Raw genomic sequence first — 24176 nt, forward strand, 5'->3', positions numbered from 1 at the left:
ATAATACACGAGTGTGTGATGGATGCCAGGTAATGGAAATGGAGAGAAAAACGATGAACGATTTAGAGATGTACAGAGAGCAGTTAGGTCTGTGTGATGATAAGATTATTGATGCTTTGGTAGAGCGTAATTCAATTGTAGAAAAGATTATGACATATAAGGAAACTTATGGAATGCCAATCTTACAACCGCGGCAGGAAGAGAAGCAGAGGGCAAGGCTGGAAGAGAAACTGGTAGGAAATAAGTACAAAGATGAGATCTATGATGTATTCAGACGCATTCTGAAGAACAGTAAGAGAATCCAGGCGAGAAAGTTATTCGATTATAATATTGTGTTGATTGGTTTCATGGGAGCCGGCAAGTCGACAATCTCTGATTATTTAAGCACCATGTTTGCTATGGATATCGTAGAGATGGATCAGGTGATTGCGAATCGCGAAGAGATGAGCATTCCGGATATTTTTGCAACATATGGAGAAGAATATTTCCGTGATCTGGAAACGAATCTCTTGATAGAGATGCAGTCTCACAAGAATACGGTCATCTCCTGTGGAGGTGGTGCGGCATTGAGAGAGCGCAATGTCGCAGAGATGAAGAAGAACGGCAAGGTGGTGCTTCTGACAGCAAGCCCGGAGACCATCTATGACCGCGTGAAGGACAGTGATGACAGACCGGTATTGAATGGCAGAAAGAATGTAAAAGGCATCTCTGAACTGATGGAGCAGCGCCGAGAGAAATACGAGGTGGCAGCAGATATTGTAATTAATACAGATAATAAGACGGTTCTTCAGATATGTGAAGAATTAGTACAGAGACTGACAGAAACGGATGAAGATTAATGTTTGATATGTTTTTTCCTGACAGATATGTAGCCTCTACATATGTCATTGATTTTGAAAAATTGTATGAGGAAGGATACCGGGGGCTGATTTTTGACATTGATAATACGCTGGTTCCCCACGGAGCGCCTGCTGATGCAAGGGCGGTGGCTTTATTCGCACGGCTTAAGAAGATTGGTTTCAGGTGCTGTCTGATCTCGAATAACCAGGAGCCGAGGGTGAAGATGTTCAACCAGGACATCCAGGTGGATTATGTGTACGATGCTCATAAGCCATCTACGAAGAACTACATCAAAGCCATGGAGATTATGGGAACCGACAGGAGTAATTCTATGTTTATCGGTGACCAGCTTTTTACGGATGTCTGGGGAGCGAAGCGGGCAGGAATCAGTAATATTCTGGTGAAACCAATCCATCCAAAGGAAGAGATTCAGATTGTGCTGAAGCGTTATCTGGAGAAAATTGTGCTGCATTTTTATAAGAGAAGTCTGAAACAGCATTAGAATGGCGAATCACGGCAAAAAAAGGTTGAAAAAAGGCGTAATCTATTATAGAATGAATAAAGTGAAAAGAACGTTAAGTGTCCATCTGGGGCACGATTTAAGGAGGATTATATAATGGCTAAGAAAAGCGCAGGCGAATTTAGAAATGGTATGACCCTGGAGATCGAGGGAAACGTATATCAGGTATTAGAGTTCCTTCACGTAAAACCAGGTAAAGGTGCCGCTTTCGTTCGTACCAAACTTAAAAATGTAATCGATGGTGGAGTTGTAGAGAGAACTTTCCGTCCTACAGAGTCTTATGATGAAGCTTATATCGAGAGAAAAAAGATGCAGTATCTGTATAGCGACGGAGATTTGTATTATTTCATGGATCAGGAGACATATGACCAGATTCCGGTAAGCAAGGATACGGTTGGCGATTCTTTGAAGTTTGTAAAAGAGAATGAGGAAGTAACTGTAATCTCTTATCAGGGCAATCCGTTCTCTATTGAGCCGCCACTTACTGTTGAACTTCTGATTACAGAGTCTGAACCAGGTGTTAAGGGTAACACAGCAACAGGTGCTACAAAGCCGGCAATTCTTGAGACAGGTGCTCAGGTTATGGTTCCTCTGTTTGTAGAGCAGGGAGAGACGATCAAGATTGATACACGTACAGGAGAATACCTGTCCAGAGCATAAGCAGAATATTTGTAAATAATGTGAAGATGATGTCGAAAGATGTCTAACGAAAAGCCTTGCCATATGTGCAGGGCTTTTTTATAATGATATTACCATAATATTTATAATCATATTCTAATTGATTCACAGGCAGAATTCCTGCCGGTTTCCATGAAAAGATTCAGATGCTGCAGTAAAGGAAGGAGTTCAATGAATTATTATCAGTTTATCCATGCAGTAGAAGTGAAGGTAAAGGAGGGGGTCGAAGACAATATCACCGTATATATCCAGACGTCTGTTAAGAATAATGGCACAAGAAGACTGGGTATAACACTTGCAGAAAGAGGGATTAATATATCGCCTACAATCTATCTTGAAGAATATTATCAGCAGTTTCAGCAGGGGAATTCTGTAGATGATATTGCGGGGGATATCCTGAGGCTGTATAGAGAGATCCGTTTCCAGAGATCCTGGGAAGGTGAGTTCATCAGGGATTACCAGAAGATTGAGGGGAAGATTGTCTATCATCTGGTGAACCGTGAGGCGAATAAAGAACTGTTAAAGGAAGTACCATATGAAGAATACCTGGATCTTGCAATCATCTTCTATGTGTTGCTGGAGGTGAATTCTTATGGGATGGCATCCATGTTGATCCGGGATGAGCACCTGAAGATGTGGGGCGTGACGGATAAGGAGATCTACCAGAGGGCATGTCAGAATACATGGAGGGTTCTGCCCTATGAGTTCGAGACGATGCATGCCGTGATTGAAGAACTTACCGGAGATGAAGAGCCGGAGGAAAAAGACGTGCTGTATATCTTGAGTAACCGCATCCGCAGTTATGGCGCTGCGGCAATCTTGTATGAGAATCGTCTGGAGGGAATCGGAGATTATCTGAAGGAGAATTATTACGTTCTTCCAAGCAGTGTACATGAGATGATCATTGTGCCGGAAAGCGAAGCACCGGGAAAAGAGGAATTGTGCTGCCTGGTGACGGAGATTAATGAAACGCAGGTGGATGAAGAAGAGGTGCTGTCGAATCAGGTATATTATTACGACAGGAAGAAGAGAAAACTGCTTTTATAGGAGAGATATCAAGCAAATAAATAAAAAAAGTAAAGGAAATGTGAGATTTGTCGAGATCATTTCCTTTACTTTATGGAAAAATTGTGTTAATATAACAAATGCAATTTCATATTAGTTGTATCTTATTGGACAGGCATTGTCCGGTAAGAAGGTATTATGCACCCGTAGCTCAGGGGATAGAGCACCGCCCTCCGGAGGCGGGAGCGGCGGTTCGAATCCGCCCGGGTGTGTATTTTTTATCGTATGGAAATCCCGTATGATAAAACTTAAAGTTGCAAAAGCATCCGGAGGGAACTGCCGGTGGCAGGTCCTATAGGTGCATATGGAGGTAGTCTTATGGAAGGAAGAAGAAAAGACTACTCTGTCAGTTACCTGAAGCACAGAAGATGTGGAATCATAGGCATTCTGGTTGTGCTGGTATTGATCATAGGAGTAGCTGGATCTGACCTTACCGAAGCAAAAGTCCAGAAAGCACAAAAGACGAATTCTGACAGTATGAAGGTGGAGAATAGAGGGTGTGAGACCATGGAACTGAATCCGCTCAGACTGGAGGAATATCCGGAAGTTACCAGTGCTGTAAAAGAGTATTATAAGCGACTGGGAGAGAAAGCCAGTTTTGTAGAATCTTATGATGATGTCAGTGTTTATACAAAACAGGGGAAATATAAAGGTACATATGTGGCATTCGCCAGATATGACATGAAGATAAAGGATATCTATACGAAGGTGCCAGGGCTTGGCACAGTTTATGTGGAAGCGGATCAGGAAGGCGCATGGAAAGTCAGTCCGGATGTTGATGATGAAGGAGTAAAAGCATATATTCAGGAGATCGCGCAGCATGAAGATGTACAGGCTCTTATGAATGAGACGCAGGAAGCATATCATGAAGCGGTTCAGTCGGATGCTTTACTTCAGGAGGCGCTGATGGATTTGAAAGATGCTTATGAAGATTCCACTGGGAGTTAAAGAGATTTTAAGGGGTCAGATCCCTGTAAGTATGCAGAGATCTGATCTTTTTTGTTGCAAGCATCCGGAGGGAACTGCCGGTGGCAGATCCTGTAGGTTGCCATAGCATCCGGAACTGCTGATAGCGGGTTTCGTAGATGTGAAAAATATATAAGAGGTACGAAAGAAGGAAGAAGTATGTCTGGTTACAAGGAGGCATTCAAAAAAGCATTTCCGTATACGATTCCGGTACTGACCGGGTATCTGTTTATTGGAATTGCATTTGGGATAATGTATGCGGAGAAGGGGTATTCTTTTCTGTGGGCGATGTTGATGAGTTTGTTGGTGTATGCGGGTTCGGGTCAGTATCTGGCGGTGAATTTTTTTGCTCCCGGAGTTTCATTCTTTCAGGTGATATTCATGACCCTGATGGTGAATGTAAGACACATATTCTATGGAATCTCATTGCTTGAAAAATTCAATAGTATGGGGAAAAAGCGCTGGTATATGATATTCGGTCTGACGGATGAGACATATTCCCTGCTCTGTACGACGAAAGTGCCGGAAGGGGTTGCAGAGGATAAGTTCTTGTTTGCAATATCGCTTATGGATCAGTCGTACTGGGTTCTTGGATCGGCAATTGGTGCATTGGCGGGAACCTTGATTCCGTTTCATTCAGAGGGAATTGATTTCGCTATGACGGCACTGTTCGTAGTGATCTTTGTGGAACAATGGATGGACCGGAAGAACCGGATTCCTGAGGTGATCGGAGTGGCAGCGGCTTTCATCTGCCTTCAGATATTCGGGGCTGATAGTTTCGTGCTGCCGACGATGCTGTTCATTATTATGATACTTCTGGTGGCAAGAACCAGATTGGAGAGGAAGGGGGATGCGATATGCCAGTGAGTGCGGCAAGATCGCTTGCAATTATCTTAGTTGTGGCAGCAGCCACATTCGCTACGAGAGTAGTGCCTTTCCTGGTATTTCCGAAGGGGAAGGAGATACCTCCGCTGATCCAGTATCTGGGGAAGGTACTGACGCCGGCGGTAATAGGGATGCTTGTTGTCTATTGCCTTAAATCAACTCCGGTTCTGGACGCGCCGCATGGGCTTCCGGAAACGATCGCGGTGGCGGTTACTGCGGGGCTGCATGTGTGGAAGCGGAATAATCTTTTGAGTATTGGGGTGGGGACGGTATTGTATATGGTGTTGATTCAGGGGGTGTTTTAGAGGAATGTTGGTTTGGGTCGAAGGGGGACGGCGCGAGGGTGCATAATGGGTGGCTGAGGGCGGAACCTTTCGGTAAGAAAACGTAACATCAAAATGAGCGATTCTTTCGCAATCGGGCATATTCGCCGTGAGCCCTTGATGGGCTCGCGACTCAGATGCCCTCGAAACTTGGATTTGTGATCCAAGTTTCGTGCGAAAGGATCGCTCATTTTGATGCAACGTTTTCTAGACCTCAGAGGACGCCCCAGCCACCCATTATGCACCCTCGCGCTTGTGCGCGTTCGGGGGATTGGCGTTTCCTCTGGGAGGGGATGCCGGCGGGTGCAAAGGGGAGGTCGTTGGTGGAAAGATAACAGGTGGATTCAATCAACTCTTTGACGTACACCTTGTCATAAATTCTTATAATGCTTTGAATTTTTCTTTGCCTTGTTTGCAGATTGGGCAGGTGTAATCTTGTGGTAGTTCTTCGAAAGGGATGTCTCCGTCGTATACATAGCCGCAGATGCTGCAGGTCCACTTTTTGGTAGAAGAATCATTGGGGATGTCATTAGCGGCATCTTCTTCTGGCAGATAGGTTGGTGCGTTTTTGGGGCTTTTTCCTTTTACTACTTTGTGGTAGTATGCGTAGGTCATGGCTGGAGCGGTTCCGATGGTGTCACAGTCGATGACTTCGCCTAAGAATACGGTATGGGTTGAAGTCTCCATCTTATCGATGACCCGACAGACAATATATCCGCAGGAATCATTTACGATAGGCAGTCCTTCTTTGACGCTATAGTCAACGCTGTCGAATTTGTTCACATCCTTGCCTGACTGGAAGCCGAATCTTCCGATGAGGGAGGAGTCTGATTCCTCTGAGAGGATGGATACTGCGAACATGCCTGTGCTGGCGATGCAGGAATTGGTATAGTTATCATGGTTCATGCTCACGGCGATGGTAGCAGGAGATGAAGTGATCTGCATGATGCTGTTGGCGATGCAGCCGGTGTTACGTTCCTGGTCTAGGGATGAGACAACATAGACGCCATAGGATAGATTGCGAAATACTTTTGTATTCATGGGATTCCCTCCTTAATAATATAATAATAGTAATTGTTATTAATTATATTATCATATTCTTCCATTTTTTGCAATAAGAGTTTGAATATTAGGTTGTTGCGCGGATTTCCTTGTGTTAGAATACTAAGTAGACTTTTGGGCTGAAGATGGAGAAATGGAGGAAATGACATGAAGAAAATGATCGACCTCATTGCAGAGGAACTTGCAGAGGCGTTTGAGAAGGCAGGATATGACAGGTCCTATGCGAAGGTGACCCTTTCTAACCGTCCGGATCTGTGTGAATATCAGTGTAATGGTGCAATGGCAGGGGCTAAGGCTTACCACAAGGCTCCGATTATGATTGCGAATGACGTGGTGGAGAATCTGAAGGGCAGCAAGTGCTTAAGTGAAGTAAATGCCGTGAATCCGGGATTTATCAATCTGAAACTTGATAAAGAATATGTGGCGGATTATCTGAATCAGATGGGATCCGATGAGAAACTGGGACTGGAAGAAGTAGAAGAGCCGAAGATGATCGTTATTGATTACGGCGGTCCGAATGTGGCTAAGCCGCTTCATGTAGGGCATCTGCGTTCTGCGATCATTGGAGAGAGTGTGAAGCGGATTGCAAGAAAGATGGGGCATAAAGTCCTGGGAGATATTCATCTGGGTGACTGGGGATATCAGATGGGACTGATTATTACAGAGTTGAAGGAGCGTCAGCCGGAACTGCCGTATTTTGATGATGCGTTTGAGGGTGATTATCCAAAAGAGGCGCCATTTACCATAGGGGAACTGGAGGAGATCTACCCAACGGCAAGCGGAAAAGCGAAGGAAGATGACGCATATCGTGAAGAGGCTCTTCATGCAACCTATCTGTTGCAGAACGGGCATAAGGGATATACTGCGATCTGGAATCATATTATGAATGTGTCAGTTTCAGATCTTAAGAAGAATTATGCGAATCTGAATGTGGGATTCGACCTGTGGAAGGGCGAGTCTGATGCCCAGGCTTATATTCCGGATATGATCGAGCGTCTGAAGAAGGAAGGACATGCACATATTGACGAGGGTGCTCTTGTTATCGATGTGAAAGAAGAGACTGACACAAAGGAGATCCCACCGTGTATGATTCAGAAGTCTGACGGTGCTTCTTTGTACGGGACGACAGACCTTGCGACTATGGTACAAAGAGAGGCGGACTATAAACCGGACAAGATCATCTATGTTGTGGATAAACGTCAGGAACTGCATTTTGTACAGGTGTTCCGTGCGGCGAAGAAGACAGGCATCTTGCCGCAGGAAACAGATCTTAAGTTCTTAGGCTTTGGAACGATGAATGGAAAGGATGGCAAGCCATTCAAGACCAGAGAAGGCGGCGTGATGCGTCTGGAGGATCTGATTGCAGAGATTGCGGAAGAGATGTATAAGAAGATTGCCGAGAACCGTACGGTTGCCGAAGAAGAGGCGAGGGAGACTGCGAAGATTGTAGGATTGTCTGCGATTAAGTATGGCGATCTGTCTAATCAGGCGTCCAAGGATTATGTATTCGATGTAGACCGCTTTACGTCTTTCGAGGGAAATACAGGACCGTACATCTTATATACAATTGTGCGTATCAAGTCTATTTTGAATAAATATCAGGCAGAGGGAAAATCTGTGGAAGGGCTTCGGCTTTCTGGCGCTCATAATGAGAGCGAGAAGGCGCTGATGCTGGAGGTCTTGAAATATAATGAAGTAATGGAGAATGCATATGAAGAACTGGCACCGCATAAGATCTGTGCCTATATCTATGATCTTGCCAATGCATTCAACCGTTTCTATCATGAGACGAAGATACTGGCAGAAGAAGACGAGGCGAAGCAGAAGAGTTATATCGCACTGCTGATGCTTACGAAGCAAGTATTGGAATCTTGTATTGATGTGCTGGGATTCGAAGCGCCGGAGAGGATGTAGGCGATGACGGAGAAGTTATTCTATCAAAACAGCCACCTGAAGGAATTTCAGGCGAAGGTGCTCGCATGTGAGAACATGGATGATAGCTATAAAGTTGTGCTGGATCAGACTGCGTTCTTTCCGGAGGGAGGCGGACAGTATGCAGATACAGGGTATCTGGATGATGTGGAAGTGCTGGATGTCCATGAGAAGGAAGGCATCATCTATCATACGACGAAATCGCCAGTGGAAGTGGGAACGGTCGTGACAGGCAGAATCCGTTGGAATGAGCGTTTTGAGAAGATGCAGCAGCATACGGGCGAGCATATTGTATCGGGGCTTATACATGCAAGATTCGGATATGAGAATGTAGGCTTCCATCTGGGGGCGGATTATTGCACGATGGATTTTAATGGACCGATTACCAGAGAAGAGTTGAAAGAGATTGAGTGGGAAGCGAACCGAGCGGTTTTTCAGAATCTGGATATACAGGTAACTTATCCTTCCAAAGAGGAATTAAAGAATCTTAAGTACCGAAGCAAGATTGAGATTGAAGGACAGGTGCGTATTGTAACGGTTCCGGGATATGATGTCTGTGCCTGCTGCGCGCCCCACGTGGATAAGACAGGTGAGATAGGGCTTATCAAACTGGTGAATATGGTGAACTATAAAGGCGGAGAACGTATCACCATGCTTTGCGGCATACGTGCGCTGAGAGATTATGAGAAGAAGGACGAGAATACCAAGGCGATCTCGGCTCTTCTCTGTGCGAAAGAGTATGAGATTGCAGATGCTGTCGGACACCTGAAGGAGGAACAGAATCGTTTGAAAGGGAAACTTGCATCCCTCTGGCAGAGGCTGCTGGCATATCGGGCGGCAGAGATTCCGTTGGAGTCGGATGTGATCTCCGTGTTTGATTCGGAACTCTCGGGAAATGCACCGCGGGAACTGATGAATCTGGTCCTTGACAGAGGAGCGAAAGTATGTGCTGTATTTGCCGGAAATAATATGGAAGGTTACCGTTATGTGATTGGCAGCAGGACAGAAGATGTGCGACAACTCAGCAAGAGGCTGAATGCTGTGTTCGAAGGAAGGGGCGGCGGCAAGCCTGAGATGGTACAAGGTTCTCTGAAAGGAGAGGAAGAAGCCATCAGAACTGAACTTGGATGTTAGAGCGCGAGGATGAGACATAAGAGCAAGGGATTGGAATGTAGAAGTTCCAGTCCCTTAATTTGTTGGTGATTTAATGATTTTGTCACCTTTCTATCACAGTTTGAACACAATTTGGCGGTAGACTACTAACATAAACAAAAAAGAAATAAACAAAAGATCATAAGACGAAAGGAGTCATTAATATGGATAACCAATATACTTACTATACACCGGGACAGGATTCGAATCAGCAGAATCAGTCTAATATGAATGGAGAGAATCAGAACTATAATCATAAGGAGCCACGTAAGAAAAAGGGAACACCGAAGTGGGTGAAAACGGCATGTCTTGGTCTTGTCTTTGGATTAGTTGCAAGTGCGGCGTTTCAGACCAGCAATATTGTGGCGGGAAAGGTGCTTGGTGCAGATGACAGTAAGACTGCGAAGAAGACAGAGACGGTAAGCAATGCGAAACTTACAACTTCTGCAGACAGCAAGGTATCTTCCGATGTGGCTGAGATTGCTAAGAATGCAATGCCGTCAGTAGTATCCATTACAAACATGAGCGTTCAGCAGGTGCAGAATTTCTTTGGAGGCATCCAGGAACAGGAAAGCAAGAGTGTGGGATCTGGTATTATCATCGGGCAGAACGATTCGGAACTTCTGGTTGTAACGAATAATCATGTGGTAGAAGGCTGTGACACATTAACCGTTTCATTTATTGATGAAGAAAGTGTGGAGGCGAATGTAAAGGGAACCGACCCGAATAAGGATCTGGCTGTTGTGGCAGTTGATATCAGCAAGATTCCGGAGAATACGATGAAGGAGATCGCAGTTGCGACGATGGGAGATTCCACGCAGTTACAGGTTGGAGAATCAGCGATTGCGATTGGAAATGCTCTTGGTTACGGACAGTCTGTTACTTCCGGAATTATCTCTGCAACAAGCAGACAGATGGATGGAATTGAAGGCGACATGCTTCAGACGGATGCGGCGATCAACCCTGGAAACAGTGGCGGTGCGTTGCTGAATGCCAAAGGCGAAGTGATTGGAATTAATACTGCAAAGGTTGCAACGGATGCGGTAGAAGGCATGGGATATGCAATTCCGATATCTCAGGCACAGGATACGATTGAGAATCTGATGAATCAGGAGACCAGAACCAAAGTTGCAGAGAATGAGAGAGGGTATATCGGCATTGAAGGAGTGGATGTAACAGAAGATACTTCTCAGATGTATAATATGCCGACAGGCGTCTATGTCTCTAACGTGATCTCCAGAGGCGGTGCAGATAAAGCGGGAATCACGAAAGGATCTGTCATTACTGCAATTAATGGTACTTCTGTCAATAGTATGGAAGCCTTGCAAGAGCAGCTTCAGTATTATAAAGTGGGTGAAAAAGTAACTCTGACGATTGCGACGCCGGGTAATAATGGAGAATATGAAAGCAGTGATGTAGAAGTTACACTTGGAGAAGGCTCAAGATAAGCAGAATCAAGATTAGAGAATGGATAAGACATAGCAGACCACAGGACTGCTATGTCTTGCTTTGGATGGATCTTTGTTGACAAAAGATGAGCATAAAGATATAATACCCGCATAGGGTATGGATTGATATCGGCTGTGATAGCAAAGGAGGGGCGTCATGGAAGAGAAGAAATGCTGTGCAGAGAGAATGAAGCACAGGGAGGATAAAGAGTATAGAGATCTGATCAACAGGCTTAACCGTGTGGAAGGTCAGGTCAGAGGCGTGAAGAAGATGGTGGAAGATGAGAGGTACTGTGTTGATATCCTGACTCAGGTTACGGCGATACAGGCCGCGTTGAATGCATTTAACAAGAAACTGCTTGCGAATCATATTCACAGCTGTGTGGTGGACGATATTAGAGAAGGGAATATGGAAGTCGTGGATGAATTATGCGATACTATTCAGAAAATAATGAAATAGTAACAGTTCAGCCCGCGCCATTCGCAAAACGCATCTACGATGCTTCTCCGCTGCTACGCAGCTATTTTTGCTCATAAAATGGCGCTCCGCTCATAAGTCGGATCGTGTGTTCATTCATGCAAGCATGATTCACCCACAATCCGGCTTATGGCTGAACTGTTACATGAAATAAAAGAAATTTCCATGATTTTTTTGATATTTCCTGTCAAATGTAGTATAATAGCAGCATACGTGAGTGCTGCCTGAATGACAGCATAAGATTGTGAGAAATTTACGCTATGAGGAGGGGCACATTCTAATGAAATGTCCAATATGCGGCCAGGAATTAAGGCCAGGAAAGAAAGATCCGAATTACCTTTTGTGCTATAATTGTAAGAAGAAGTTCAAAGTTCCACAGAAGAAGGTTCAGAGTGCGAAGAAGGAAGATGATGAGACCCAGGAAGAGCAGAAGTATTCCAATATACCGCCGAAGCATGTACGCCAGAAGCGTGAGGATGAGATGCGCAAAGCCTATGACGAGATGCTTGCCGTAGGAGATGGGAAGAGCAAAAAGAAAAAACCAAAACGCAAAGAAGAGATTGAAGAAGATTTCATTGATGATTTGGATGACGAGGAAGATGAGAAGATGTCCAAAGCACCGATCATTATACTTGCGCTTGCAATTGTGGTAGTAGCCGGATTGATTGTATTCATGCGAATGAGATAACAGAAGATGGGGAACTGTACGCTAAGTAATGGGTACAGTTCCCTTTTTTATATTATGAAGAAGGTAAGAAGATTATCTGTGTCCGGATCTTAGATCGAATTCCGGATTGATTGCGTAGAAGTTCTTACTATCTAAGTGATCCTGGACAATCCTGAGGCTTTCGCCGAATCTTTGGTAGTGGACAATCTCGCGCTGCCTTAAGAAGCGGATCGGCTCGCAGATCTCAGGGTCTTTGACCAGACGCAGGATGTTATCGTAGGTGGTTCTTGCTTTCTGTTCAGCAGCCATGTCTTCATGAAGGTCCGTGATGGGATCGCCTTTGGATTGGAAATAGGTTGCCGTCCATGGGGCGCCGCTGGCGGCCTGTGGCCACAGTGCAAGCGTGTGGTCTGCGTAGTATTTGTCGAAGCCGGATTTCTCTAGTTCTTCCGGAGTCAGGTCACGGGTGAGTTGGTGGACGATGGCGCAGATCATCTCCATGTGGGCAAGTTCTTCCGTTCCGATGTCTGTCAGAATTCCAGTGACTTCGCTATAAGGCATGGTGTATCTCTGGGAGAGGTAACGCATGGAGGCGGCGAGTTCGCCGTCCGGTCCACCGAATTGCGTGATAATAACCTGTGCAATCTTCGGATTCGTCTGTGTGATCTTTACTGGGTACTGTAATCGTTTCTCATAATTCCACATAACTTAGCATCCCCCTTCCTGCCACGGCCATGGCTCGTTGATCCAGCCCCAGCGTTCTGCTGATGTGCTGGCAGTGTCTAGGGTCAGCGGACCATAGTATCTGGCATATTCTTTTAATGCTTCGACCCTCTGTTTTTTGAATTCGTCAAAATATTCCAATGCTTCGGCATCGCAGGGATGCGTATCCAAGAACAGCTTGACATCATCAACCGCGAAACTGACTACATTGATCCATTCTAATAATTCCCGGCGGTTTGGCTTGTTCTCTGTCATCTGCAGCAACCTCCTATTCCTTTGAATGGTTTATCCAGTTCTTCGAAGATGGTTCCCCGTTTTAGGCCTTTTTCTGCTTCATATAGACTGCACCATTTCTGCCATGGCACGTAAGCCATAGCGATTGGCATTCCTCTTAACTCGTCATACTCATTCCTCTTATCACAGCAGGTTCTTGTGGGCTTGGATGAACAGGAATTGGATGCACATGCGGCGGACGGACACGAGGTGGCTTGATTTGCTGCGCCTGTCTGCCTGCTATAGTTATTTCGCCGCATATAATCCGGTGTATTATAGCGATAATTCGGCATATGTGATACTCCTTCCATAGAATGTTTGCAATAATATTGTATGGAAAATCGGCTAAATGGTGCATCCTTTCGATTTTTGACGGTTGTTTTTGTCGGCATATCTGAGTATAATAGATACGATTGGAGTGTAAATAGGATGGCAATAAAACAAGAAACGAAAAAAAATAAAAAGACGAGGACAAAACCTAAGATCCATGCAAATACAGTCCGCTATTTTGATTATAATCTGCTGACCGTATTGATTGCCCTGATATGCTTTGGGCTGGTCATGCTGTATAGTACCAGTTCATACAGCGCACTTGTGACTTATGGAGATAGTATGCACTATTTTAAGAGACAGGTGATATTCTATGTGGCAGGATTCGCAGGCATGTATATTGTTCAGAAGATTGACTATCATATCTATATTAAGTGGTCGAAGGGAATCTATTATTTCTCGGTGTTCATGATGGCATTGGTACAGACGCCGCTTGGAAAGGAAGTAAATGGTGCCAAGAGGTGGATCAAGTTGCCGTTCGACCAGCAGCTGCAGCCGGCAGAGATTGCCAAGATTGCGGTGATATTGTTGATTCCGGCATTGATCTGTAACATGGGTAAGGAGGTTAAGACGCTCAGGGGGATTGTACAGGTGTTATTGTGGGGCGGTTTTTCATCTGCCTGTGTCCTGTTCCTGACGGATAACTTAAGTACGGCAATTATTGTTATGGGTATTACCTGTATTATGATCTTCGTGGTGCATCCGAAGACGAAGCCATTTCTGGCAATTGCAGGAGCGGGGATGGCAATCCTTCTGATTATGGTTAAGATTCTTGGAGCAGTGCTTGAGAACAGTGGGAATTTCCGTCTGCGCCGTATTATCGTGTGGCTGAATCCGGAGGAATATGCGTCGGATTATGGATATCAGACTTTGCAGGGGTTATATGCGATTGGTTCCGGCGGCTTCTTCGGGAAAGGACTGGGAAACAGTGCACAGAAGATGGTCATTCCGGAGGTGCAGAATGATATGATACTTTCGGCAGTATGTGAGGAGTTAGGAGTATTCGGCGCGATCATGGTGCTGGTATTATTCGGTCTTCTGCTATACCGCCTGATGTTTATTGCCCAGAATGCGCCGGATATGTATGGCTCGCTGATCATGACAGGAATCTTTACCCACATTGCTTTGCAGGTGATCCTGAATATAGCGGTTGTCAGTAACCTGATTCCGAATACGGGAATTACGCTGCCGTTCATCAGTTATGGAGGTACAGCCAGCTTATTTTTAATGGCAGAGATGGGAATTGCGTTAGGAGTATCAAGAAGAATTAAAATCAATGAATAAAAGGCTTTTCTTTCTAGTATAAATGTGCTATGATAACTCATGTAGTATCCAAAACTACATATTATAGAAGCAAATGACATGCCAGGACGTTTCGGATGTTGGCATGATGGGAGGAACGATATGAGTTATAAGATTATTGTGGACAGTTGTGGGGAGTTGACAGATGAGATGAAGTCATCTGGATGTTTTGAGACGGCTTCGCTGCAGATAGATGTAGGTGGTCATCATATTGTTGATGATGAGACATTTGATCAGGCAGAATTCTTAAAGATTGTAGCAGCATCACCGGAATGTCCGAAGTCTTCCTGTCCTTCGCCGGAGCGTTATATGGAAGGGTATCGCTGTGACGCGGATCATGTATATGCAGTTACCCTGTCTGCGGAACTGAGTGGTTCTTATAACAGCGCAGTGCTTGGCAAGAATCTGTATCATGAAGAGTATGGCGAGAAGGATATTCATGTATTTAATTCATGTTCTGCGTCCATAGGCGAGACACTGATTGCCATGAAGATTGCGGAGTGTGAAGAAAAAGGGATGAGTTTTTCGGAGATTATCGAGACCGTAGAAGCATATATTGAAGAGCAGCATACGTATTTTGTATTAGAGACGCTGGATACATTGAGGAAGAATGGAAGACTGACGGGCTTGAAAGCGGTGGTCGCTACTGCGCTTAATATTAAGCCGGTTATGGGTTCTACTCCGGAGGGTATGATCCAGCAGTTGGGGCAGGCCAGGGGCGTTAAGAAGGCATTGGCTAAGATGGTGGATGAGATTGTGAAGAATCTTAAGAATTCCAAAGAGAAGATTCTTGCTATTTCCCACTGTAATTGTCCGGAAAGAGCAAAGTATGTGAAAGAGTTACTGGTGGAAAGAGCAGAATTTAAGAATGTGGTGATTCTGGATACGGCGGGAATCAGCAGCATGTATGCGGCTGACGGAGGTATAATTGTAGTTGTGTAATTTCCTGGAATATGGTATAATAAGTCTTGCGGTGGTGCAGACCTGCACTGCTGATATGGCATGGACATAATATAGAAGGAGCACGGGAAAGACATGAGTCAGGAAAAAGTAGACAGATATAAAAAAGAAAAAGCAAACCGCAAGAAGAATATGAAGAAAGAGAAGATCCAGAATGCTCTTCGCAAATGTGCGGTAGGTATCATAGGACTTGCGCTGATTGGATGGATTGGATATTCTGCGTATGGAACTTATGAATCTAACAAGCCAAAAGCAGAGGCGCAGATAGATTATTCGGCGGTGACGAGCATGTTCAGCGGAATTGCCGAGTTGGATAGTGCGGGTGAATAGATGATATCATTAAGAGAACAATAAGTTGAGAGTAGAGATTTTTCTGCTCTCTCTTTTTTTGCGTAAATTCATAAAAAGGTCTTGAAATCAGTAAAAAAGTAGTTTACAATGGTTTCAAGTGGTAGAAAGTGGTGAAAAGTGGAACGAAGTGGTAGAAAAGTGGAGCCACTTGGAAGAAGGTGAGTTCTAATGTTGAAAGGGGAGTATAGTCATAATATTGACGCCAAGGGCAGATTAATCATTCCGGCAAAGTTTCGTGACGATCTAGGGGAGAATTTCGTCATAACAAAAGGAATGGAGAATTGCTTATATGTATACCCGGAAGACGAATGGAACACCTTCGAAGAGAAACTGAACGCCTTACCAACCACCACAGATAAAAAAGCCCGTGCTTTTGCATATTTCTTTCAGGGAAGTGCAACAGACGGCGACCTTGATAAGCAAGGTAGAACTCTCATCCCTTCCGTTCTCAGAGAATTCGCACATCTGGATAAAGAGGTCGTGTTCATCGGTATGGGGAGACGTGCCGAGATCTGGGACAAGGCAAGATGGGATGAAAAGAATGCTGAAGTGGAAATGAACATAGAAGATATTGCATCTGATATGGAAGCCAGCGGATTCAGTATCTAGAGGGAGAAGATATGGAATTCGAACACAAGTCAGTACTTTTATATGAGACAATTGATGGATTGCACATCAAGCCGGATGGCATCTATGTAGATGGCACGCTTGGTGGAGGCGGACACAGTTATGAAGTGTGTAAGCGCCTAAGCACAAAGGGGAGTATTGTAGGAATAGACCAGGACGCAGCGGCCATCGAGGCTGCAGGCAACCGATTAAAAGACTTCGGGGAGAAAGTCACGATAGTCAGGAGCAACTATTGTGATATGAAGTCGCGGCTCCGTGAATTAGGAATTGACAAGGTTGATGGGATCATTCTTGATCTGGGCGTATCATCCTATCAGTTAGATACGGCAGAACGGGGATTCTCCTATCGAGAAGATGCACCTCTGGATATGCGGATGGATACACGTCAGAAGATGACAGCCAGAGACATCGTCAATGACTACAGTGAGATGGATCTCTACCGCGTGATCAGAGACTACGGGGAGGATAAGTTTGCCAAGAATATTGCCAAGCATATCGTAGCAGCGCGCGGTAAGGAACCCATCGAAACAACTGGCCAGTTGACAGACATTATCAGACAGGCCATACCAATGAAGTATCAGAAGAAGTCTGGACATCCGGCGAAGAGGACGTTCCAGGCTATCCGTATTGAACTGAACAGGGAGTTAGAAGTTCTAAGAGACTCATTGGACGATATGATTGAATTACTGAATCCGGGTGGAAGGTTATGTATTATTACATTCCATTCGTTGGAGGACAGGATTGTAAAGAGTGCATTCAAGAAGAATGAGAATCCGTGTACCTGTCCGCCGGATTTTCCCGTATGTGTATGCGGAAAAGTCTCAAAGGGGAGTATTGTTACTAGAAAACCGATTCTGCCAAGTGAAGAGGAACTGGAGTATAACAGCCGTTCTAAGAGCGCCAAACTTCGGATCTTTGAACGTCGGTAGGGTTATAAATTAATGGAAAGGGGTGACGTACATGGCAGCGAGACGTGAATATTCAGGAAACAGCAGACAGTATAGCAGCAGACAGTACAGTAGGACAAGCGGTGCATCATCACAGATGTATGTGTATGGCAACACGGTGACAAAACCGGTGTCAGAGCCAAGACGTCATGAAAAGTCACCCGAGAAACCGAGAAAAAGAGCAAGCAGACAGGTTCGCAAGAACAGGAGACAAGCACTCCATATGAACTCTGCTTATGTAATCTTCCTGACGGTAGCAGCACTGATGGCATTGATCGTATGTGTGAACTATGTGCAGTTACAGTCCCGCATTACCAGCCGTTCTAAGAATATTACGGCGATGCAGGAGGAACTGGCGAATCTGAGGGAAGAAAATAATACCAAGTATAACGCAGTGATGGATTCTGTGAATCTGGACGAGATCAGGGACAAGGCTCAGAATGAACTGGGGATGGTCTATGCTTCTCCGGAGCAGATTGTAGAATATGACAATCCGGCGACTGATTATGTGAAGCAGTATGAGGATATCCCGGAGGATGGAGTCCTTGCCCAATCGGACAATAGTGCGAGATAGGTGAATTATGGCTAGAAGGACAAAGACTTTTTTTAAGAAAAAATTTTCAAAAATCATGCAGAAAAAGCTAGTAATGCTATTTGGAGCAATTATACTAGCTTTTGTTTTCTTAGTGGGAAGAATCACGTATATTAATGCATCCAACGGTGCGGAGTATACGAAGACCGTTCTGGATCAGCAGCAGTATGACAGCAGGACGATTCCGTTCAAGCGGGGAGACATTGTAGACCGCAACGGCACGAAAATGGCAACCAGCGAGAGAGTATATAATGTGATCCTGGATGTGAAGGTTATGACCAGTAAGAAGGATTATATTGAACCGACCATAGAAGTGCTGAAAGACTGCTTCGGAATCGAGGAGGATGAGGTGCGGGAACTGATCGAAGAGAAGCCGTCCAGCAGATATAATATCCTTCTGAAAGGGGTAGATTATGAGACTGCCCAGAAGTTTGAAGCAATTGACGAGGATAACGAGAAGTATCCGGATGTCAAGGGAATCTGGCTGGAAGACGATTACGTCAGAAAGTATCCGTATCATACGCTGGCCAGTGATGTGATTGGTTTTACTGTAGGCGGTAATGTAGGAAGCAATGGTATTGAAGCCGCTTATAATTCCATCCTGAATGGGACAGACGGAAGAGAGTATGGGTATCTGGATGAAGGGTCTTCCTTTGAACGGACGGTCAAGGAACCAGTGAATGGAAATACGATTGTATCAACGATAGATCTTCAGGTGCAGAGCATCGTAGAGAAGCATGTGCTTGCATTTAATGAAGCGCATAAGGATGAGGCGACGCCTGGAGAGGGAAGTAAGAATACGGCGGTCATGGTCATGAATCCGCAGAATGGAGAGATTCTGGCGGAAGCGTCCTATCCGAATTATGATTTGAATAATCCAAGAGAATATATTGAATCATTTTCGGAAGAGGAATTGGAAGCAATGGCTGAAGAAGAAACTGAAGAAACTGGAAAGAAAAAGACGGTAGATGATATTAAGATAGAACTTTTGAGTGCGCGGTGGAATAATTTCTGCGTAAGTGAAGTGTATGAGCCGGGTTCCACGTTCAAGCCGTTTACCATTGCGGCAGGTCTGGAGACGGGAATACTGACGGGAGAGGAAAGTTATGTCTGCGGCGGTGTGAAGCATGTGGGCGATCATGATATCCACTGTAGTAATCGTGAAGGACATGGTCCACAGACGTTGAAGAGATCGTTGGAGAATTCCTGTAACGTTGCGTTGATGGAGATCGGTCAGGCGCTGGGAACAGAAGAATTCTGCAGATACCAAAGGCTGTTCGGCTTCGGGGCATATACAGGAATCGACCTTCCGGGTGAAGGCGTTGGACTTCTGTACGAGGCTGAGAATATGGACGCAGCCAGTCTGGCAACGAATTCATTCGGTCAGAACTTTAATGTGACGATGACGCAGCTTGCAGCATCGTTCTGTTCGCTGATCAATGGCGGAGATTATTATAAGCCGCATGTAGTGAAACAGATACAGGATGAGAATGGCAATGTGACAGAGAATAAAGATCCGGTACTGCTTAAGAAGACAATATCGAAGGAGACCAGTGAGATTATCAAGGATTATATGCTGGGAGTTGTAGAAGAAGGTACAGGCTCTTCGGCGGCAGTCGAAGGGTATGATGTCGGAGGAAAGACAGGTACGGCGGAGAAGCAGCCGCGTAATCAGGGAAAATATCTGGTATCCTTTATCGGTTATGCGCCCCAGGAGAATCCGGAGGTCATGGTGTATGTAGTCATTGACGAGCCGAATGCGGCATCCCAGGCGAACAGCGGCTATGCGACACAACTTGCGTCTGAGATCATGACGGAGATCTTTCCATATCTTGGCGTTGAGAAATCCGCAGGAGATGTACAAAATACTGAGAATTAGCAGAATAACCTTGCAAAAGCCATAATAAGTTATAAAAACGGCTTTTGCGAGGTTTTTTATTATGAAGAATAAAACATATAATAAGAAAAAGATTCTGGTGGTATTCTTCTGTGCAATGGTGATGATTCTGTCATTGATCGGCAGGCTGGTATATCTGATGATATTTGATGCAGAATATTATCAGAAGAAAGCAGAAGATCTCCATGAGAGAGAACGGGATATTAAGGCGGCAAGAGGAGAGATTCTGGATGCAACCGGAGAAGTACTGGCAACGAATAAGACGGTATGCACCATATCAGTCATCCACAGCCAGGTGAAGGAGCCGGAGAAAGTAATCAAAGCACTGTCTGAGGCGCTTGAGATGGACGAGGAGACGGTGCGTAAAAGAGTGGAAAAGGTGTCTTCTATGGAGAGAATCAAGACGAATGTGGATAAATCGGTTGGGGATGCAATCCGCAATATGGAGTTGGATGGCGTGAAGGTGGATGAGGATTTTAAGCGGTATTATCCGTATAATGAACTGGCTTCTAAGGTTTTAGGATTCACAGGGGGAGATAACCAGGGAATCATCGGCCTTGAGGTAAAGTATGAAGAATACCTGAAGGGGATTGATGGAACGATATTAACGACGACGGATGCAAGGGGTGTGGAACTGGATGGCATTGCGGAGGATCGGGTAGAGCCAGTTGCCGGGAACACTCTGCAGATTAGTCTGGATTATAATATCCAGATGTATGCGCAGCAGATGGCGGAGAAGGTGATGGAGGAAAAACAGGCGGATAAAGTCGCAATCCTGCTTATGAACCCGCAGAATGGAGAGATCCTTGCCATGGTCAATGTCCCGGAATTCAATCTGAATGAGCCATTTACCCTGAATACGGGTGAGGATGGCGAGAATCTATCGGATGAGAAGAAGCAGGATGCGCTGAATCAGATGTGGAGAAATGGCTGTATCAATGATACTTATGAACCGGGATCCACATTCAAGATCATCACTGCATCGGCATGCCTGGAGGAGGGAGTCGTCCATCTTGAAGATAACTTTAGCTGCCCCGGATACAGGGTGGTAGAAGACCGTAAGATACGGTGTCATAAAGTAGGCGGGCATGGTGCTGAGACCTTTGTTCAGGGAATTCAGAATTCCTGCAATCCTGTTTTTATTGATATTGGATTAAGGCTTGGTGTTGACAATTTTTATAAATATTTTAAGCAGTTTGGTCTGATGGATCTGACCGGGGTGGATCTTCCGGGAGAAGCCGGTACGATTATGCACAAAAAAGAAAATGTTGGATTGGTGGAACTTGCAACTATGAGTTTTGGGCAGTCTTTCCAGGTTACGCCTGTACAGATGGCAGCGACTGTAAGTTCTCTGATTAACGGAGGCAGAAGGGTGACGCCGCATTTTGGCGTGCGGGTTCTGGATGCAGATGGAAATGAAGTGGAAAAGTTCCAATATGACGAGAAGAAGAATATTGTATCTTCGGAGACTTCCGCTACCATGCGTATGCTGCTTGAGAGTGTTGTGTCAGAAGGTTCCGGAAAGAATGCATATATTGAGGGCTATCAGATCGGCGGAAAGACGGCTACCTCCCAGACGCTCCCGAGGAGTGCGAATAAGTATATCTCTTCCTTTATTGGGTTTGCTCCGGCAGATGATCCGCAGGTGTTAGGAATGTGTGTGATCTACAATCCGCAGGGAGTGTATTACGGCGGAACCATTGCGGCTCCGGTGGTTCGGAATATATTTGAGAGCGTATTACCCTATCTTGGCATTGAAAAAGAGTAGGAAATGAAGTATACTATTTAAGTTGAGAAAAGATTAATTAACGAAAGAAACAAAGAGGTGGATGTATGGATTATAAAGTATTTATTCCAGTATTGATAGCATTTGCGTTGAGTGTGATTATGGGACCATTGATTATCCCGGTGCTTCGAAAGTTGAAGATGGGTCAGACGGAGAGAGAAGATGGCGTGAAGTCTCATCTTAAGAAAGCAGGTACTCCGACCATGGGAGGAGTGATCATCCTCTTAAGTGTGGTAATCACATCGGTATTCTATATTAAGGATTATCCGCAGATCATTCCGATTCTGTTTGTGACATTGGGATTCGGTCTGATCGGATTCCTGGATGATTATCTGAAAGTTGTAATGAAACGGTCTGATGGACTGTATCCGAAGCAGAAGATGGCGCTGCAGATTGTAGTAACGGCGGTATTCGCATTCTATATGGTGAGATTCACGGAAGTGCCGCTGGCAATGCTGATTCCATTCTCAGGCGGCAAATATCTGGATATCGGCTGGCTTGCAATTCCGCTGATGTTCTTCGCGGTGATCGGTACGGTGAATGGCGTGAATTTTACGGATGGTCTGGATGGTCTTGCTTCCAGCGTGACGGTGCTGGTCGCAACCTTCTTTACAGTGGTTGCCATCGGAACCAAGAGCGGAATCGAGCCGATTACCTGTGCGGTAGTAGGTGCGCTGCTTGGATTCCTTCTGTTTAACGTATATCCGGCGAGCGTGTTCATGGGAGATACGGGTTCTCTGGCACTGGGAGGATTCGTTGCATCTGCGGCATATATGCTTCAGATGCCGATATTTATTCTGATCGTGGGACTGATTTATCTGGTAGAAGTTCTGTCAGTTATGATACAGGTGACATATTTTAAGAAGACCGGCGGCAAGCGTATCTTTAAGATGGCGCCGATACATCATCATTTTGAATTGTGTGGCTGGTCAGAGACAAGAGTAGTGGCGGTATTCTCCATTATCACAGCACTGCTCTGCCTGATCGCATTGATGGCTATGTAGGAGGAAACGATATGGAAGTGGCTAAGAAGAAGGTTCTGGTGTTCGGCTCAGGAATCAGTGGAATCGGAGCGGCGAAACTGTTAGAGGAACATCAGGCAGAGGTGGTACTCTATGATGGTAATGAGAAATTAAAAGAAGAAGATCTGCGCAGAAAACTGGGAGAAGAGAGTAAGGCAGGGATTGTGATCGGTGTATGCCCACAGGAACTGATAGATACCCTGGATATGGTAATCCTAAGTCCAGGCGTACCTACGGATCTTCCGATTGTAAATGCGATGAGAGAGAAAGGTATCCGGATCATCGGTGAGATTGAACTGGCATATCAGTTGGGCAAGGGGAGCGTGCTTGCAATCACCGGAACGAATGGCAAGACGACAACAACCACTCTTCTCGGCGAGATTATGAAGAATTATCAGGACAATGTATACGTGGTCGGCAATATCGGCAATCCGTATACAACGGTTGCATCCGAGATGAATGATGATACCATCGTTGTGGCTGAGATGAGCAGTTTTCAGTTGGAGACGATCGAGGAATTCTGCCCGAGAGTCAGCGCGATTCTGAACTTTACGCCGGATCATCTGAATCGCCATCATACAATGGAGGCGTATGTAAATGCCAAGAAGAATATTGCCAGGAATCAGACGGAAGAGGATTACTGTATCCTGAATTATGAAGATGAATTAACAAGAGAATTTGGAAATAATGTGAAGGCTCAGGTTCTATATTTCAGCAGCCAGCGTAAACTAGAGAAAGGAATCTATCTTGAAGATGGCAATATCATCTATCATAATGGGGAGCCGGTAAAGGTCTGCCATGTGTCTGACCTGCAGTTGTTAGGAACTCATAATTATGAGAACGTGATGGCTGCGGTCGCGATGGCTGCAGTCTATGGTGTGCCGATGGATGTCATCCGTGAGAGCATTCAGGCGTTCAAGGGTGTAGAACACCGGATCGAGTATGTAACAGAGAAGAATGGAGTCGCATATTATAATGATTCCAAGGGAACGAATCCGGATGCCGCGATCAAGGGAATTCAGGCGATGAATCGTCCGACGGTGCTGCTTGGCGGCGGGTATGATAAGGATTCTGTCTATACCGAATGGATTGAAAGTTTCGATGGCAAGGTTAAGAAGTTGATCCTGCTTGGTGCAACGAAGGAAAAGATTGCCAAAGATGCAGATGCGTGTGGATTCAAAGACTATGTATTCGCAGATACCTTCGAGGAAGCGGTGTTGATGGCAGCGAAGACTGCAGAACCTGGAGATGCGGTACTGCTGTCACCTGCCTGTGCAAGTTGGGATATGTTCCCGAGTTATGAAGTACGTGGAGAGAAGTTTAAAGAGATTGTAAATTCCTTATAAGGAG

General features: G+C 45.2%; 26 protein-coding genes and 1 tRNA gene. 23 read left to right on the top strand and 4 right to left on the bottom strand.

All coding sequences use genetic code 11. The features are described 5' to 3' along the window. The first annotated feature begins 53 nt into the window (after window positions 1–53). From ACQRBN_RS03250 to ACQRBN_RS03285, 8 genes are all read left to right on the top strand, one after another. Window positions 54–839: a shikimate kinase gene (locus ACQRBN_RS03250; RefSeq protein WP_427737518.1), complete on the top strand. Its 786-nt coding sequence runs from the start codon at window positions 54–56 to the stop codon at window positions 837–839. After that, entirely contained in the window at window positions 839–1342 is a 504-nt protein-coding gene (locus tag ACQRBN_RS03255; protein ID WP_427737519.1) for a YqeG family HAD IIIA-type phosphatase, read from the top strand. Before ACQRBN_RS03250 ends, ACQRBN_RS03255 begins: the two co-directional genes overlap by 1 nt. Window positions 1343–1456: 114 nt before the next feature. Next, a complete protein-coding gene (efp, locus tag ACQRBN_RS03260) occupies window positions 1457–2020 on the top strand; it encodes an elongation factor P (protein ID WP_427737520.1) in 564 nt (187 codons plus the stop codon). Window positions 2021–2209: 189 nt separating this feature from the next. Beyond that, window positions 2210–3085, top strand: a complete 876-nt coding sequence (locus ACQRBN_RS03265; RefSeq protein WP_427737521.1) for a DUF5688 family protein — start codon at window positions 2210–2212, stop codon at window positions 3083–3085. 158 nt (window positions 3086–3243) lie between these two features. Further along, window positions 3244–3315 (top strand) — tRNA-Arg (locus ACQRBN_RS03270). A 106-nt stretch (window positions 3316–3421) separates the two neighbouring features. Then, the gene (locus ACQRBN_RS03275; protein WP_427737522.1) at window positions 3422–4051 is read left to right on the top strand and encodes a hypothetical protein; all 630 of its coding nucleotides are present in this window, start codon (window positions 3422–3424) and stop codon (window positions 4049–4051) included. Window positions 4052–4228: 177 nt separating this feature from the next. Next, a complete protein-coding gene (locus tag ACQRBN_RS03280; RefSeq protein ID WP_427737523.1) occupies window positions 4229–4936 on the top strand; it encodes an AzlC family ABC transporter permease in 708 nt (235 codons plus the stop codon). After that, window positions 4927–5259, top strand: a complete 333-nt coding sequence (locus ACQRBN_RS03285; protein WP_427737524.1) for a branched-chain amino acid transporter permease — start codon at window positions 4927–4929, stop codon at window positions 5257–5259. The genes ACQRBN_RS03280 and ACQRBN_RS03285 overlap by 10 nt, the downstream gene beginning before the upstream one ends. A gap of 399 nt (window positions 5260–5658) precedes the next feature. Here ACQRBN_RS03285 and ACQRBN_RS03290 read toward each other — a convergent pair whose 3' ends face one another. Then, window positions 5659–6318, bottom strand: coding sequence for a flavin reductase (locus ACQRBN_RS03290; protein WP_427737525.1), 660 nt, complete (start codon window positions 6316–6318; stop codon window positions 5659–5661). A gap of 168 nt (window positions 6319–6486) precedes the next feature. Here ACQRBN_RS03290 and argS point away from each other — a divergent pair, with 168 nt between their 5' ends. The 5 genes from argS (at window position 6487) to ACQRBN_RS03315 (ending at window position 12037) form a co-directional block, all read left to right on the top strand. After that, on the top strand, window positions 6487–8253 hold the full coding sequence (argS, locus tag ACQRBN_RS03295) for an arginine--tRNA ligase (RefSeq protein WP_427737526.1): 1767 nt from the start codon (window positions 6487–6489) through the stop codon (window positions 8251–8253). Window positions 8254–8256: 3 nt separating this feature from the next. After that, window positions 8257–9405 carry an alanyl-tRNA editing protein gene (locus tag ACQRBN_RS03300; protein ID WP_427737527.1) on the top strand — a complete coding sequence of 383 codons (1149 nt, stop codon included), beginning with the start codon at window positions 8257–8259 and terminating at the stop codon, window positions 9403–9405. A 182-nt stretch (window positions 9406–9587) separates the two neighbouring features. Then, window positions 9588–10871 (top strand): S1C family serine protease, encoded by a 1284-nt coding sequence (locus ACQRBN_RS03305; RefSeq protein WP_427737529.1) that lies wholly within the window; start codon window positions 9588–9590, stop codon window positions 10869–10871. A gap of 157 nt (window positions 10872–11028) precedes the next feature. Beyond that, window positions 11029–11331, top strand: a complete 303-nt coding sequence (locus ACQRBN_RS03310; RefSeq protein WP_427737530.1) for a metal-sensing transcriptional repressor — start codon at window positions 11029–11031, stop codon at window positions 11329–11331. Window positions 11332–11629: 298 nt separating this feature from the next. Beyond that, complete coding sequence (locus ACQRBN_RS03315) at window positions 11630–12037, top strand: hypothetical protein (RefSeq protein ID WP_427737531.1); 408 nt, start codon at window positions 11630–11632, stop codon at window positions 12035–12037. Between the two features lie 72 nt (window positions 12038–12109). On the opposite strand, the gene ACQRBN_RS03320 is transcribed toward ACQRBN_RS03315, so the two are convergent. The 3 genes from ACQRBN_RS03320 to ACQRBN_RS03330 are packed head-to-tail and all read right to left on the bottom strand — an operon-like array spanning window position 12110 to window position 13305. Next, window positions 12110–12721: a manganese catalase family protein gene (locus ACQRBN_RS03320; RefSeq protein WP_427737532.1), complete on the bottom strand. Its 612-nt coding sequence runs from the start codon at window positions 12719–12721 to the stop codon at window positions 12110–12112. Window positions 12722–12724: 3 nt separating this feature from the next. After that, complete coding sequence (locus ACQRBN_RS03325; RefSeq protein WP_427737533.1) at window positions 12725–12994, bottom strand: spore coat protein CotJB; 270 nt, start codon at window positions 12992–12994, stop codon at window positions 12725–12727. After that, window positions 12991–13305 (bottom strand): spore coat associated protein CotJA, encoded by a 315-nt coding sequence (locus ACQRBN_RS03330; RefSeq protein WP_427737534.1) that lies wholly within the window; start codon window positions 13303–13305, stop codon window positions 12991–12993. Before ACQRBN_RS03330 ends, ACQRBN_RS03325 begins: the two co-directional genes overlap by 4 nt. A gap of 136 nt (window positions 13306–13441) precedes the next feature. Here ACQRBN_RS03330 and ACQRBN_RS03335 point away from each other — a divergent pair, with 136 nt between their 5' ends. The 10 genes from ACQRBN_RS03335 (at window position 13442) to murD (ending at window position 24172) form a co-directional block, all read left to right on the top strand. Further along, the gene (locus tag ACQRBN_RS03335) at window positions 13442–14626 is read left to right on the top strand and encodes an FtsW/RodA/SpoVE family cell cycle protein (RefSeq protein WP_427737536.1); all 1185 of its coding nucleotides are present in this window, start codon (window positions 13442–13444) and stop codon (window positions 14624–14626) included. A gap of 120 nt (window positions 14627–14746) precedes the next feature. Further along, entirely contained in the window at window positions 14747–15586 is an 840-nt protein-coding gene (locus tag ACQRBN_RS03340) for a DegV family protein (protein ID WP_427737537.1), read from the top strand. A 93-nt stretch (window positions 15587–15679) separates the two neighbouring features. Continuing rightward, on the top strand, window positions 15680–15934 hold the full coding sequence (locus ACQRBN_RS03345) for a hypothetical protein (RefSeq protein WP_427737538.1): 255 nt from the start codon (window positions 15680–15682) through the stop codon (window positions 15932–15934). 189 nt (window positions 15935–16123) lie between these two features. After that, on the top strand, window positions 16124–16564 hold the full coding sequence (gene mraZ / locus ACQRBN_RS03350; RefSeq protein WP_427737539.1) for a division/cell wall cluster transcriptional repressor MraZ: 441 nt from the start codon (window positions 16124–16126) through the stop codon (window positions 16562–16564). An 11-nt stretch (window positions 16565–16575) separates the two neighbouring features. Then, window positions 16576–17511 carry a 16S rRNA (cytosine(1402)-N(4))-methyltransferase RsmH gene (gene rsmH / locus ACQRBN_RS03355; protein ID WP_427737540.1) on the top strand — a complete coding sequence of 312 codons (936 nt, stop codon included), beginning with the start codon at window positions 16576–16578 and terminating at the stop codon, window positions 17509–17511. Between the two features lie 31 nt (window positions 17512–17542). Next, entirely contained in the window at window positions 17543–18103 is a 561-nt protein-coding gene (locus tag ACQRBN_RS03360) for a hypothetical protein (protein ID WP_427737541.1), read from the top strand. Window positions 18104–18110: 7 nt separating this feature from the next. After that, entirely contained in the window at window positions 18111–20000 is a 1890-nt protein-coding gene (locus ACQRBN_RS03365; RefSeq protein ID WP_427737543.1) for a peptidoglycan D,D-transpeptidase FtsI family protein, read from the top strand. A 61-nt stretch (window positions 20001–20061) separates the two neighbouring features. Beyond that, entirely contained in the window at window positions 20062–21786 is a 1725-nt protein-coding gene (locus tag ACQRBN_RS03370) for a peptidoglycan D,D-transpeptidase FtsI family protein (protein ID WP_427737544.1), read from the top strand. 65 nt (window positions 21787–21851) lie between these two features. Further along, the gene (gene mraY / locus ACQRBN_RS03375; protein WP_427737545.1) at window positions 21852–22808 is read left to right on the top strand and encodes a phospho-N-acetylmuramoyl-pentapeptide-transferase; all 957 of its coding nucleotides are present in this window, start codon (window positions 21852–21854) and stop codon (window positions 22806–22808) included. Window positions 22809–22819: 11 nt separating this feature from the next. After that, window positions 22820–24172, top strand: a complete 1353-nt coding sequence (gene murD, locus ACQRBN_RS03380) for a UDP-N-acetylmuramoyl-L-alanine--D-glutamate ligase (protein ID WP_427737546.1) — start codon at window positions 22820–22822, stop codon at window positions 24170–24172. The last annotated feature ends 4 nt before the right edge of the window (window positions 24173–24176 follow it).

This window comes from Bariatricus sp. SGI.154, assembly GCF_050313795.1.
Lineage (GTDB): Bacteria > Bacillota > Clostridia > Lachnospirales > Lachnospiraceae > CAMBRQ01.

Coding starts and splice junctions, on each gene's coding strand:
- ACQRBN_RS03250 (WP_427737518.1), top strand. CDS start 54: ATGAACGATTTAGAGATGTACAGAGAGCAGTTAGGTCTGTGTGATGAT.
- ACQRBN_RS03255 (WP_427737519.1), top strand. CDS start 839: ATGTTTGATATGTTTTTTCCTGACAGATATGTAGCCTCTACATATGTC.
- efp (WP_427737520.1), top strand. CDS start 1,457: ATGGCTAAGAAAAGCGCAGGCGAATTTAGAAATGGTATGACCCTGGAG.
- ACQRBN_RS03265 (WP_427737521.1), top strand. CDS start 2,210: ATGAATTATTATCAGTTTATCCATGCAGTAGAAGTGAAGGTAAAGGAG.
- ACQRBN_RS03275 (WP_427737522.1), top strand. CDS start 3,422: ATGGAAGGAAGAAGAAAAGACTACTCTGTCAGTTACCTGAAGCACAGA.
- ACQRBN_RS03280 (WP_427737523.1), top strand. CDS start 4,229: ATGTCTGGTTACAAGGAGGCATTCAAAAAAGCATTTCCGTATACGATT.
- ACQRBN_RS03285 (WP_427737524.1), top strand. CDS start 4,927: ATGCCAGTGAGTGCGGCAAGATCGCTTGCAATTATCTTAGTTGTGGCA.
- ACQRBN_RS03290 (WP_427737525.1), bottom strand. CDS start 6,318: ATGAATACAAAAGTATTTCGCAATCTATCCTATGGCGTCTATGTTGTC.
- argS (WP_427737526.1), top strand. CDS start 6,487: ATGAAGAAAATGATCGACCTCATTGCAGAGGAACTTGCAGAGGCGTTT.
- ACQRBN_RS03300 (WP_427737527.1), top strand. CDS start 8,257: ATGACGGAGAAGTTATTCTATCAAAACAGCCACCTGAAGGAATTTCAG.
- ACQRBN_RS03305 (WP_427737529.1), top strand. CDS start 9,588: ATGGATAACCAATATACTTACTATACACCGGGACAGGATTCGAATCAG.
- ACQRBN_RS03310 (WP_427737530.1), top strand. CDS start 11,029: ATGGAAGAGAAGAAATGCTGTGCAGAGAGAATGAAGCACAGGGAGGAT.
- ACQRBN_RS03315 (WP_427737531.1), top strand. CDS start 11,630: ATGAAATGTCCAATATGCGGCCAGGAATTAAGGCCAGGAAAGAAAGAT.
- ACQRBN_RS03320 (WP_427737532.1), bottom strand. CDS start 12,721: ATGTGGAATTATGAGAAACGATTACAGTACCCAGTAAAGATCACACAG.
- ACQRBN_RS03325 (WP_427737533.1), bottom strand. CDS start 12,994: ATGACAGAGAACAAGCCAAACCGCCGGGAATTATTAGAATGGATCAAT.
- ACQRBN_RS03330 (WP_427737534.1), bottom strand. CDS start 13,305: ATGCCGAATTATCGCTATAATACACCGGATTATATGCGGCGAAATAAC.
- ACQRBN_RS03335 (WP_427737536.1), top strand. CDS start 13,442: ATGGCAATAAAACAAGAAACGAAAAAAAATAAAAAGACGAGGACAAAA.
- ACQRBN_RS03340 (WP_427737537.1), top strand. CDS start 14,747: ATGAGTTATAAGATTATTGTGGACAGTTGTGGGGAGTTGACAGATGAG.
- ACQRBN_RS03345 (WP_427737538.1), top strand. CDS start 15,680: ATGAGTCAGGAAAAAGTAGACAGATATAAAAAAGAAAAAGCAAACCGC.
- mraZ (WP_427737539.1), top strand. CDS start 16,124: ATGTTGAAAGGGGAGTATAGTCATAATATTGACGCCAAGGGCAGATTA.
- rsmH (WP_427737540.1), top strand. CDS start 16,576: ATGGAATTCGAACACAAGTCAGTACTTTTATATGAGACAATTGATGGA.
- ACQRBN_RS03360 (WP_427737541.1), top strand. CDS start 17,543: ATGGCAGCGAGACGTGAATATTCAGGAAACAGCAGACAGTATAGCAGC.
- ACQRBN_RS03365 (WP_427737543.1), top strand. CDS start 18,111: ATGGCTAGAAGGACAAAGACTTTTTTTAAGAAAAAATTTTCAAAAATC.
- ACQRBN_RS03370 (WP_427737544.1), top strand. CDS start 20,062: ATGAAGAATAAAACATATAATAAGAAAAAGATTCTGGTGGTATTCTTC.
- mraY (WP_427737545.1), top strand. CDS start 21,852: ATGGATTATAAAGTATTTATTCCAGTATTGATAGCATTTGCGTTGAGT.
- murD (WP_427737546.1), top strand. CDS start 22,820: ATGGAAGTGGCTAAGAAGAAGGTTCTGGTGTTCGGCTCAGGAATCAGT.